The sequence below is a fragment of the Sphingomonas sp. GV3 genome (assembly GCF_031082075.1).
Classification (GTDB): Bacteria; Pseudomonadota; Alphaproteobacteria; order Sphingomonadales; family Sphingomonadaceae; genus Sphingomonas; species Sphingomonas beigongshangi.
Genome location: NZ_JARWLE010000001.1, coordinates 1,562,358 through 1,574,243, shown reverse-complemented (window position 1 = coordinate 1,574,243; position 11,886 = coordinate 1,562,358). Strand labels below are relative to the sequence as shown.

The 11,886-nt window shown below is 67.5% G+C and carries 7 protein-coding genes and 1 pseudogene; 5 read left to right on the top strand and 3 right to left on the bottom strand.

The genetic code is table 11. The annotated features are described in order from the left end of the window. Positions 1 to 173: 173 nt before the first annotated feature. Both RF701_RS07345 and RF701_RS07340 read right to left on the bottom strand, forming a co-directional pair. Complete coding sequence (locus RF701_RS07345) at positions 174 to 1,175, bottom strand: family 43 glycosylhydrolase (RefSeq protein ID WP_308815631.1); 1,002 nt, start codon at positions 1,173 to 1,175, stop codon at positions 174 to 176. Positions 1,176 to 1,189: 14 nt separating this feature from the next. Beyond that, entirely contained in the window at positions 1,190 to 4,060 is a 2,871-nt protein-coding gene (locus RF701_RS07340) for a TonB-dependent receptor (protein WP_308814551.1), read from the bottom strand. A gap of 145 nt (positions 4,061 to 4,205) precedes the next feature. On the opposite strand from RF701_RS07340, the gene RF701_RS07335 reads away from it, so the two are divergent. The 5 genes and pseudogenes from RF701_RS07335 to RF701_RS07315 all read left to right on the top strand — a co-directional run. Beyond that, complete coding sequence (locus tag RF701_RS07335) at positions 4,206 to 4,445, top strand: hypothetical protein (RefSeq protein ID WP_308814550.1); 240 nt, start codon at positions 4,206 to 4,208, stop codon at positions 4,443 to 4,445. Between the two features lie 66 nt (positions 4,446 to 4,511). After that, a complete protein-coding gene (locus tag RF701_RS07330; protein ID WP_308814549.1) occupies positions 4,512 to 5,690 on the top strand; it encodes a cellulase family glycosylhydrolase in 1,179 nt (392 codons plus the stop codon). A 4-nt stretch (positions 5,691 to 5,694) separates the two neighbouring features. Continuing rightward, on the top strand, positions 5,695 to 6,798 hold the full coding sequence (locus RF701_RS07325; RefSeq protein WP_308814548.1) for a sialidase family protein: 1,104 nt from the start codon (positions 5,695 to 5,697) through the stop codon (positions 6,796 to 6,798). After that, positions 6,795 to 7,835, top strand: a complete 1,041-nt coding sequence (locus tag RF701_RS07320; RefSeq protein WP_374758600.1) for an arabinan endo-1,5-alpha-L-arabinosidase — start codon at positions 6,795 to 6,797, stop codon at positions 7,833 to 7,835. Before RF701_RS07325 ends, RF701_RS07320 begins: the two co-directional genes overlap by 4 nt. After that, positions 7,832 to 8,848: pseudogene (locus tag RF701_RS07315) on the top strand (family 43 glycosylhydrolase); the annotation flags it as partial. The gene RF701_RS07320 and the pseudogene RF701_RS07315, both read left to right, overlap by 4 nt. A 117-nt stretch (positions 8,849 to 8,965) precedes the next feature. On the opposite strand, the gene RF701_RS07310 reads toward RF701_RS07315, so the two are convergent. After that, positions 8,966 to 11,788, bottom strand: coding sequence for a hypothetical protein (locus RF701_RS07310; protein ID WP_308814547.1), 2,823 nt, complete (start codon positions 11,786 to 11,788; stop codon positions 8,966 to 8,968). Between the last annotated feature and the right edge of the window lie 98 nt (positions 11,789 to 11,886).

Below are 11,886 nucleotides of genomic sequence, written 5' to 3'. Positions count from 1 at the left end.
TGATCGAACTGCGGGTCCGATGAAAGCCGTCGCCGCTCCGTCCGCTAGGCATGCGGACCGCGATCGACCGTCTCGTTCGCGCGCCGGGCAGAGGCAATGGGCGCTCTACACGAACTGACCAGTCGCGCCTGACTGGGCCAGAATGCGGGCGGAGATCCAAGGCCCGAAGGTCGTCAGCAGCGCCGCGCGCGCGCGCGTGCGCCGAGGCCGATGTCGTGCGGGGATGCGGCGCCATCGGTCATGCGCACCGGCAGGATGGCGCCGTCCGCGGCATAATGGATCCGATCGATCGCGACCTGGCGTTCGCCGCGCAGCGGCATCGGCCCGGGCGGCTGGTCCCACCGGTGGTAGACGATCAGCCATTCGCAATCCGGGGTACGGACGAAGCTGTGGTGCCCCGGTCCCTGATGGCTTGCGTCGCTCTGCAGGATGGCGCCGCGATAGCGCCATGGGCCGAGCGGCGTAGGCGCGGTGGCATAGTGGACGGAATAGTCGGGCCCATTCCAATGGCCGTGGCTGTAGGAGAGATAATAGACGCCGCGGCGCTCGTGCATGAACACGCCCTCGGTGAACTGCGGCGGCTGGTCCACGCGCTCCTCGCGCGCGATCGTCACCATGTCGGGCTTCAGTCGCCAGACGCGCAGTCGTGCCCCGGCGCTGCCGCCCGCATAGAGGTAGCTGCGCCCCGTTCGCGGATCGGTGAAGACCATGGGATCGATAGCCTCGAACCCGTGGCCGCCGGTCACCAGCGGCTTGCCACTGTCGCGATAGGGGCCGCCGGGCCGGGTCGCGACCGCGACCCCGATGCGGCTGGGCGTCGGATTCTGCGGTCCCACCGAATAATAGAGGTACCATCGCCCATTGTGCCGCGCGACACCCGGCGCCCACAGAAAGTGGTCGGGCGCGCCATCCTTGCCGATCCAGCCGATGTCGTCGCGCCGAAGCAACACGCCCCTGCTGCGCCACGTCCTGAGGTCGCGCGACGAGAAGGCGCCGAACCGGTCGGCGCTCCAGCTGCCGCCGGGCCCGCCGGTCGGAAAGATCCACATTGCCCCGTCGATGATCATCGCATGCGGGTCAGCGCCCTGGAACTGCGGATTGTCCGCCGCGGCCATCGTGGCGCAGGAGATCGATCCGATCAGAAGCAGACGGCGGGCAAGGCGGCTGATGCGCATCACGGCTGTCCCGTTCAGAATCGGAACCGGATACCGAGCGAGTAGCTGCGCTCGAGATACAGGACCTGGCGAAGGTAGCTGTCCCCCGTATCGTACTGGCGGGATCGCTGGATCGGGTTGCCGAGAAGGTTCACGATATCGAAGGCCAATGTGATGTTCGGCACCGGCGTGACCGACGTCGAGAAATCGAGCTGGCCGCGGCCTTCCTCGATCGTCGGATGCGCGATCGGATCGAACGTCTCGAAGGTATAGTAAGAGACGAAGCGCGAGCGATAGTTATAGGCGAGGCGCGCCGAGAATTGCGGCTTCTCGTACAGCGCGACGATGTTGTACGCCCATTTCGATACGCCCGGGAACGCCTGTTGCTGGTTGTTGTACGATGCGGCGAAGTTGGGCTGCAGGTCGCCCTTGGCATCGATGTACGTACCGTTCGCCTGGATACCGAAGCCGCGTGCCCAATCGGGCAGGCCGGCGATGTCGAGGAAGCTGGTGAACTGTACCTCCGCGCCCTGCAGGCGGGTGCGGCCGAGGTTGACCGGCTGGTCGATCGCGATCAGGCCATAGGTCGGGTCGCGGAAGACGTTGTTGACGGTGGCGAGGAAGCCCTTGACGTCGTGCCGGAACACCGCCGCACTGAAGAAGCCCGAGCGCGAGAAGTAATATTCGAGGCTCGCGTCATAGTTGTTCGACACCAGCGGCTGCAGGTTGGGGTTGCCCTGCGATCCGCCACGGGCGCAGTTGCGGCTGTTGTACGTCGCGCTGGTCGGATCGAGGCAGGGGCTGCCGGCCGGGAAGGTTGGCGGCGTGCCAAGCGACAGGTTCGGCCGCAGGTCGATGAAGTTCGGGCGCGTACGCGTCTTTGTATAGGCCAGCCGCATCTGCAGCCCGTCGCTGAATGCGATGCGCGCGCTGCCGTTGGGCAGATAGTCCGTATATTCGTTGGTCGCGGTGTTCGGCGACACGACGCCGGCGATGTTCTGCTGCGCCTGGATGCGATCCTTCGTCTTCACCACGCGGAGGCCCGCAAGGCCGTCGATCGTGATGCCGCCGATATCGAAGCCGTATTTCAGCTGACCATAGGCGGCATAGGACTTCTCGTTCGCGCGGAACTGCTGCGTCGGATCGAAGGCGACCGTACCCGCCGGCTCGAGGAAGAACGCCCGCAGCGCGGCCAGGTTATTGCGGATGCTGTCGCGGGTGATCGCCGCATAGGCGACGTTCGGCTGTCCGTTGTTGTAGGTGAAGCCGGGCAGCGTGGTGCGAACGTCCGCGCCGGGCAGCGAGGTCAGCGGGATCTGACGATCCTCGAAGAACACCGGCCCGGTCGTCGCCGTGCCGGGAACGGCGACGTTGTTGTAGATGTTGCCGAAATCACGGCTGGCGTCACGATCGTCGTAACGGACGCCGAACTGCAGCCGCTTCAGGAAGCCGGTGTCGAAATCGTAGGACAGGTCGGCGCGCGATTGCCAGTCCTTACCGCTGACCACGGTCAGTTCCTGATAGAGACCGCGGGCGACGAAGTTCGCCGGATCGGCGATCGAATAGTTGACGAACGTCTGCGCCGGACCGCCGTCGAGGCTGTTCGGCAGGTTGAAATAGGAGACATGGGTCGGCGAGCCGCGGGTCGCATAGTCGACGTTGACCAGGTCGGCGGTATAGGTGCTGTCCGTGTAGGCAACGTCGCCGGAAATGGTCAGGCGATCACGCTTCCAGTTGAAGCCGGCGCCCCCCTGGTAGGTGTCGGTGGCACCGTTGAACGAGCCGGTGTAACCGTCGGGACGCACGGCTCCGGTGACGGTTGCGGACGAAATCTGGTTGGTGCCGGGAATGGTCGTGATGTTCGACAGCGTAATGCCGCCGAAGTTCGGGATGAACATCCAGCGGTTGTAATCCTTCGACCGGAAGCCCTGGTACAGACCGTCGGCGTAGATTTCGAGATCAGGCGTCGGCTTCCACTGGAAGGCGGCATTGGCGGAAGGGCGGTAGCGCGCGCCATAGCCCAGGAAATTCCCCTGCGCGTCGGGGAAGCGCAGACCTGCAGGCTGCCCCGGTGCAGCGTTGGAAACAGCGCCGGTATTCGGATCGACCTGGTTGGTTCTGGCGATCACCACTGACTGTTCGCGCGACGAATCCATGAAGTTGATGCCGACATACGAAGCGTTGAGAAGCAGGCCCATTTCGCCGATGCCGGTCTGCCAGCGGTCGCTGATCAGGAGGTTGCCGTTGGGCACGATCCGTTCCGATTGCTGCGACAGCACGCCGTTGAGCGAGCCCGACAGTTCGAACCCATTGAAATCGAACGGCTTGCGGCCGCGCACGTTGATCTCGCCGGCGATGCCGCCCTCGATCTGGTTCGCGGTGCCGGATTTGTAGACTTCGAGCGCGGCGACGGTGCCGGCGGGAAAGTCCTGAATCTGGACGAAGCGGCCTTCTGCGGTGAAGATTTGCCGGCCATTGTAGGTCGTCGTGAGGTCGGGCAGACCGCGTACGGTGACGCCCGCGGACTCGCCGCCGCCACGCGTCACCGCGACGCCAGCGACACGCTGCAGGGCCGACGATGCGAAGGTGTCCGGCAACTTGCCGATATCCTGCGCGACGACCGCATCGACGATGCCATCGGATGTGCGCTTGATCGCCTGCGCCGACTCGAGGCTGCGACGCAGGCCGGTAACGACGATGTCGCTGCCATCGGTCGGGGTCTGCTGTACCGAGTCGGCGGCGGCGGGATCCGTGCTCTGGTCGGAGGCGACATCCGGCTTGGGCAGATCCTGCGCCCCGCTCTTGGTCTGCGCGACAGGCGTGCCGTCGGTCTGAGCGGCCGCGGGCAAGCATCCCAACAGGGCCACCATGGCTACCGACGCGTGCAACATCCCCTTGGCGTTCATATCCCCTCCTATTGCCGCCGGTCGGTTGGTTCCGAAGGTCTGGCGGCGGTTTCGTAACGCGACCTGACGCATCTGCCAACCGCTATTTGTCTGATTAGTTATAAAGTTTGCACTTCTGCCCTTGTCTTGACCGGGGCATGCCGCGATGATGATGGCGCCCCGGAGAATGGGCGGGCGGCACGCGCCGCAAGAGGGAGAGGAGGAAGCGATGAGGCATTTACGGGTCGCGGATATCGTATATTCCAAGCGTCTTAGGGCGGTGTCCTTGCGCTGCGGCCTGGATGCGGTGCCGTTTTGCATTCTGTCGATGGTCCAGGCGAACACGCCGTTTGGCGGCCTTTTGTCCGGTGCCGACGCCGCCCAGCTCGCCATTTATCTTGCCTGACAAGCCGACTCGCCGACCCATCGTTGGTCCGGCTGGCGGGTCGTCCCGCGTAACAGGAGCTTCATCATGAAACCGTTTTATACGCTGCTTCTCGCATCCGCCGCGGTGCTTGCCGCCACGCCGGCGGCGGCGCGCGAACGCTGGAGCGCGGCGCAGGCGAACGCATGGTATGCGCGCCAGCCATGGCTGGTCGGATCCAATTACGCGCCGGCCAGCGCGATCAACCAGCTGGAGATGTGGCAGGCGGCGACCTGGGATCCGAAGCGCATCGACAGCGAACTAGGGCTGGCACAGGGCATCGGCATGAACACGATGCGCGTGTTCCTGCACGACCAGCTCTGGGTGCAGGATCCGGAAGGGTTCAAACGGCGGATCGACGAATTCCTGACCATCGCGCACCGCCATGGCATCCGACCGCTTTTCGTGCTGTTCGACAGCTGCTGGGATCCCGACCCGAAGCTGGGGCCACAGCATCCGCCGATCCCCGGCGTCCACAATTCGGGGTGGGTGCAGGGACCCGGCATGGCGGGGCTGCGCGACCGGGCCGGCTGGTCGCGATACAAGGCCTATGTCCAGGGCGTGATCGGCGCGTTCAAGGACGACGATCGTATCCTCGGCTGGGATCTGTGGAACGAGCCGGACAATCCCGCCGACCAGTACAAGGGGCAGGAGGGCAAGGAGCCGCTCGTGCGCGCCATGCTTGCGCAGGTGTTCGACTGGGCGCGCGCGGCCGACCCCGCGCAACCCGTCACCTCCGGCGTCTGGTGGCACGATGACTGGTCGCCCGATGCGGGCAAGCAGACGCCGATGGAAAAGCTGCAGCTCGGCCAGTCCGACGTCATCACGTTCCACGACTATAACTGGCCCGAGATATTCGAGCGGCGCGTGCGGCAGCTGATGCCCTACGGTCGCCCGGTGATCTGCACCGAGTTCATGGCGCGCGGCAACGGATCGACGTTCGACACAGTGCTGCCGGTTGGCAAGCGGCTCAACGTCGGCATGATCAACTGGGGCTTCGTCGACGGCAGGACGCAGACACGGCTGCCATGGGACAGCTGGAAGAAGCCCTATACGATGGACGAGCCGACGGTCTGGTTCCACGAGGTGTTCCGCGCGGACGGCACGCCCTATCGCCAGGCGGAGACGGACCTGATCCGGCGACTGAGCGCGGCGCCGAAGGGCGTCGTGCCGCAGCCCGCTGTCGCGGCGCCGCCGGTCGCGGCCGCGCGACGCGGACGGCGCTGAGCCGGTGACCATGCGGCCGGCGCAGGCATGGGTGGCGGCGATCGCCGCGATGACGTCGGCGACCGGCTGGGCGGAGGAGCGCGCCGCCCCGACGACGCCGGTCGCGCCGGTCGCCATCGCGGGGGCGACGCTCTATCCCCGTGCCTTCGAGGTCAGGCAGAATGCGCGGTGGAAGGGGCGCCTGATGCTGGCGACGCTCGCCGGCATCCTCCAGAGCGGCGACGAGGGCCGCAGCTGGGCGCCGGTGTCGCCTATCCCGCAACCTGCGGGTACGACCGAACGCTGCTGCGGCGTGCTGTACGAAGTGCCGCGGCGCGTCGGCGACCTCGCCGCCGGCAGTTTCCTCTACGCGGCGACCTACCATCTGGGGCGGCAGACGACGATCCGCGTCTATCGCAGCGACGACGGCACGCATTGGCGACCGCACAGCGAACTCGCTACGGGTGGGCCGATCGGCACGGGCGTGTGGGAACCGCATTTCGATGTGGCGCGCGACGGTGCGCTGGTGGTCTTCTGGTCCGACGAGACCGATCCGTGCTGCAGCCAGCGACTGCGCCGTGCGCGCAGCTATGACGGAGTGACCTGGCGCGACACGGGCGATCTGGTGCGTGGCCACCGGCAGGCGGATCGTCCCGGCATGGCGACGACCGCGCGGATGGCGGACGGACGGACCGCGATGACCTATGAGATCTGCGGACCGGGCCGATGCGCGGTGTATATCCGCTATTCGCGCGACGGCTGGGACTATGGCGATCCGCGCGACCCCGGTGTGCGGGTCCAAACCGCGGCAGGGCAATATCTGGCCCATGCGCCGACCGTCGCGGCAAGCGGCGACCGGCTGCTGGTGGTGGGTCAGATGGTCTTCGAAGCGAACGACAGCGTCTCGCCGCTCAACGGGCGGGTCGTGCTGGAGCAGCGCGGCGGACAGGGGCCGTGGCGGACGACCGCGGCACCGGTGCAGGTGCCAGCCGCCTACGACAATTACTGCCCCAATTATGCCAGCATGCTGGTGCCGCGCGACGGTGGCCGGACATTGATGGAGATCGCGTCGGCCTATGACGCGGAGCATCGCTGTCGCGCCTATCTGGGGAAGCGGGGGATGCGATGACGATAGGAACGATCACGGCACGGGTGGCGGCGATGCTAGGCGGGTGTCTGGCGCTCGCGGCCGTGGCGCAGACGCCGTCGCTGCCGCTGGCGGGGGACGTGGCGCCCGTGCACGATCCCGTCATCATTCGCGCGCCCGACGGCTATCACGTCTTCTCTACCGGGATCGGGCCGGACGGGCAGGGCATAATGTCCGCTCGCCGGTCGCGCGATCGCATCCACTGGGAGCGGGAGCGCCCGCCGTTCAGCGCCATGCCCGCATGGGCGGCAAAGGCGATTCCCGGCGCGAAGAATATGTGGGCGCCCGACATCAGCTACGTCGATGGTCGCTACCGCCTGTATTATGCCGTCTCCACCTTCGGGTCGAACCACTCGGCCATCGGTCTTGCCACCAGCCGCAGCCTCGACCCGAACGCGCCCGATTACGGCTGGCGCGACGAAGGCATGGTGGTGATGTCTACCCCCGCCGACGATTACAACGCGATCGACCCCGCCTTCCTGGCGGACGCGCAGGGGCGACAGTGGCTATCGCTCGGCAGCTTCTGGACGGGGCTCAAGCTGTTTCCGCTCGATCCGCATACCGGCAAGCTGCTCCACCCGAGCGCAAAGCCGATCGCGATCGCCCGGCGTCCGGTCCCAAGCGGCGCGCCGTCCATCGTCGAAGCGCCGTACATCTTCGCACATGGCGGCTGGTACTGGCTGATCGCGTCCTACGATTACTGCTGCAAGGGCGTGAACAGCACCTATTACAGCGTCATCGGCCGCTCGCGCCGCGTCGAGGGGCCGTATCTGGGCAAGGACGGCAGCGCGATGATGGCGGGTGGCGGCACCATCCTGCTCCGTGCCGACCTTCAGGAAAAGCAGCGGTTCCGCGGGCCGGGCCACGTCGGCCACGTCCGTGACGCGGACGGCACCGACTATATCGTCTACCACGCCTATGATCGCGAGCGAAACGGTGTGCCGACCCTGCGGCTGGCGCGCCTTCGCTGGGGCGCGGACGGCTGGCCCGTCGCCAGCGAAGAGGGAGAGGCACGATGACCATCGATACCGGGCGCCGTCTGTTCGTGGCAGGTGCGCTAACGTTGCTGGCGGAGCCGGCGCTCGCCGCAGCGGAGCCACGCCGCGAGACGTTTCCGGACCCGCTCGTCCGGCAGCGCGCCGATGCGCAGGTGTTCCGACACACCGACGGCTGGTATTACATGACCGCCTCGGTCCCCGAATACGACCGGCTCGTGCTGCGCCGCGCGCGATCGATCGCCGGCCTGTCCACCGCGAGCGAGACGGTGCTGTGGCGGCATCCTCCCAGCGGACCGATGTCGGGGTTCATCTGGGCGCCCGAACTGCATCTGATCGACGGGCACTGGATCATGTACTTCGCCGCCGGGCCGAGCGGCGGCGGCGCGGACGTCTTCCGCATCCGTACCTTCGCGTTGCGCTGCGATGGCGCCGATCCGATGACCGGGCGCTGGTCGGAACTGGGGCAGTTGCAGACCCCATGGGACAGTTTCACGCTCGACTCGACGAGCTTCGTCCATCGCGGAACCCGCTATCTCGCCTGGGCGCAGCGCGAGCCCGGCATCGACACCAACAGCAACATCTACCTCGCACCGCTCGCGACGCCACTGACGCTGGCGGCCCCACCCGCGCGGCTGACCGTCCCGACGCTGCCTTGGGAGATACGCGGCTACAAGGTCGCGGAGGCACCGGCCCTGCTCGCGCATGGCGGCAAGCTGTTCCTGACCTATTCGGCGAGTGCGACCGACGCGCGCTATTGCATGGGAATGCTGACCGCCGATGGGGCCAGCAACATCATGGATCCGGCGAGCTGGACGAAGTCGCAGCAGCCAGTATTCCAGACTTCGGTCGCCAACCGGCGCTTCGGTCCCGGCCACAACAGCTTCACCGTGGACGAACATGGTCGCGACGTGCTGATCTATCACGCGCGCGATTACGACAAGATCGTCGGCGATCCGCTGTTCGACCCCAACCGGCATACGCGTGCGCAGTATTTCAGCTACCGTGCCGACGGCACCCCGGACTTCGGCGTTCCCGGCGCGAGGGTCTGACACAATAGGAGTTGCGAGGCACGCTCGGCGGGAGCGACGCATATAGCGTCCGGACCAGCCGCCAGCGGGAAGGTCCGGCCGGCGGGACCCGTGCGGCCCGGCCTATCCCGGCAAGGGGCAGGAATCCCGACGCGTGGCAGGTAGGGCACGATCGCCGCGCAGGTCGGCCCCGCTGCGGACGGTCGGCTCCGCGCCTTCGCCCAGGCCGCGCCACAGCGCTGCGTTGAACGCGGCCGTGTCGAGATGGTCCTCCGTCCTGAAATCCTGCCCGCGCATCGCCGCCGTCCACCATCCGGCGGTCCGTCCGGGGCAGCCGACCGTCGCCACGACGCGCGCGGCGAAGCGATCGGCGGGGATCGGCAGCTTCGTCGCGCGCAGCACGTCCGCCGCCTCGGCGCGGTAAGTCCATGCGGTCTGCGCCGGGTCGAAGAGATCGGCCATCGGCATGGCGAGCGCATCGTTGAGGCCGAGCGGTCTCAGTCCCAGGACCGCCTCGATCGTTCGCAGCATGTTGACCGTCGTGTAGCGGGTCGAGACCAGCGCGCGCTGGCGGACATAGGGCCCGACGACGAACGCCACGCTGCGCCGGGCATCGACGTGGTCCGCGCCATTCTGCGCATCGTCTTCGATCACGAACACGAGGGTCGAGCCTGCCGCCCGGCTATGCGCGATCCGCTCCACCACCATGCCCAGCGCATAGTCATTGTCGGCCATCTGCGTCTCGACGGTGTCGACGCCGTCCACCGCGTCCTTGAAATCGCCGAAATGATCGTGACTGAGGCGCAGCAGCGTCAGCGCGGGAAGCGTGCCGGCCGTATCGGCGGCGTCGAATTCGCGCTGCCACTCCAGTACGCGCCAGTAATCGGCGAGTTTCTGGTCGAAGCCGCGGAAATACGGATCGCTGCGGCTCGCGAGCAGGCGGTCGCCGGGCGTGTAGATGCGGCGGTGCTCCTTCCACGGTTCGCGTACCACAGGTACCGCGCCCGGTTCGCCGGAATCGTAGATCGAGGCATCGGAGAAGCCGTAGTTGCGCACGGTCAGCCCCGCGCGGATGGCGGCGTCCCACAGGAACCCCTGTCCGGGCTTGTCGTCGTCATCGGGGTCCGGCGCCGTCAGCAGCGCGGGCCCTGGTAGCAGGTCGGGGTCGCGGGAGAGCTTGGGGTTCGTCGCCAGTCGTTCGGCGGGCGTCTGCTGCGCGTAGACGAAGCGATCCGCCTCTTCCGCCTCATAAGCGAGGCCGCGCTGCGCGTAATTCACCGGCGCGGTCTTTTCGAGCAGGTCGGGCACGCGCGCCGCTGTCGACCAGGTCCAGCCGGTGCTCGACTGCTCGCCGGAATCGTAGAAATTGTCGAGCGTGACGAACTGGCGCGCGAGCTGGTGATGGTTGGGGGACAATGCGCGGCCCAGGATCGCGAGATGCGGGTCGCCATTGCCGATCTCCAGGTCGCCGAGCACCTGGTCGTAGGTGCGGTTCTCCTTTATGATGAAGACGACGTGCTTGATCCGTGCGCGGATCGCCGCCATCCGCGCCTCGGCAGCGGCACGGTCCGCCGCGCCCGGCAGGCCGATATTGGCCGCCACCTGCAGCGTCGTTGCGGCAAGCACGGTATCCCGTGGCATTGGGAACTGCAGCAGCCCGGCCTTTTCCAGCTGGAAGATATATTGGTTGGCCGCGCCGCAGGCGTTCGGCTGTCCGCGGTAGATGGCGAGCTGCGGCGCGCAACCGTTCGGATTGGGGCCCGGCGGGCTCTTGCGGTTCACGACGAAGACGCGCGCGCCATCGGCGCTGGTCGCGACCGCGCTGGGATACCAGCCGGTCGGGACGAGGCCCGTGACGGCCCCGCCGCCCGCCGAAGGCGCGACCACCGCCACCGCATTGATGCCGCCGAGCGTGACGAGCAGCCGTCCGTCCGGCAATTGCGCGAGGCCGTTGGGATTGAGCCCCTTGCCGAGCGCGGGGGCCGCCAGCGCGGCGGGCAGCGTCAGGCGCGGCTCGGCCGCGAGGCGCCCCGCGGCGAGGTCGACGACCGCGAGCCGATCGGCATTGTCCTCGGTCGCGAACAGGCGGTGCTGTCGCTTGTCGACCAGCAGCGCGGTGGGCGCGCCGAGCGTCGCGACGCGCGCGGTCACGCGAACGCCTGCGTCGCCCACCGACAATGCCACGAGCTGGCGGTCGCGCGGCGCGGACACCCAGGCGTGGCCCGTATCGGTCCAGGCGATCGCAAAGGGGTTTTCGCCGCCGGCGACCCCGCTCTGGCTCGGGTCGATCTTGCCGGGACGCAGATCCTGCTCCGCGACGACACGGCGCGCGGCGAGGTCGACCAGGCTGACCGAGTCATTGTAATAATTGGCGACGAGGGCGCGCCGCCCGTCCGGGCTCACCGCGACGCCGGCCGCCTGCGGCTTGACGTCCGCGCCGAGCCCGACAGCATGGCCGAGGGGGATCGTTCCGGCCGCCGCGAAGGTCGCGCCGCGACGAGCGAACAGGTGCAACGTATCGTCCACGCCCCCGCCGACGACGAATCCACCGCCGTCCGGGCGCCAGGCGATCCCGCCGAAGCTGTTGGGCACCTGCAGCGACTGGATCAACCGGCTGCCACGCGCATCGATCCGGTACCGCAGCACGAACTGCGTCGACTGCGCGGCGACGACTTTGCCATCGGGCCCGTTGAAGCGATTGAAGCCGCTCGTCAGTACCAGCATCTCGCGCCGGTCGGGACTGACCGCAATCGCTGCGGCGCCGTCGGCCAAGGTTGCCGGCTGGGGACCCGCATGCGTCACCAGCGGCTCGAACCGCGCGCCGGGCGCCGCGGTGGGCGTCAGTCGCTGGCCAGTCGGCAGCGCCTGTCCGCTGGAATCCTGCGAGGGCGAAGAAGCGGCAACGCCGGGTGCAACGACAAGGGCGAGGGCGCAAAACAGACGCAAGGCAGGCCTCCAGTGGACAAGATGCCGCGATAGCGATGGTATATGACAGATCGCCGACTGGTTGCAGCGGGTTTTGGCCATTTGTTGCCGATACTGAG

Coding starts and splice junctions, on each gene's coding strand:
- RF701_RS07340 (WP_308814551.1), bottom strand. CDS start 4,060: ATGAACGCCAAGGGGATGTTGCACGCGTCGGTAGCCATGGTGGCCCTG.
- RF701_RS07335 (WP_308814550.1), top strand. CDS start 4,206: ATGATGATGGCGCCCCGGAGAATGGGCGGGCGGCACGCGCCGCAAGAG.
- RF701_RS07320 (WP_374758600.1), top strand. CDS start 6,795: ATGACGATAGGAACGATCACGGCACGGGTGGCGGCGATGCTAGGCGGG.
- RF701_RS07330 (WP_308814549.1), top strand. CDS start 4,512: ATGAAACCGTTTTATACGCTGCTTCTCGCATCCGCCGCGGTGCTTGCC.
- RF701_RS07345 (WP_308815631.1), bottom strand. CDS start 1,175: ATGCGCATCAGCCGCCTTGCCCGCCGTCTGCTTCTGATCGGATCGATC.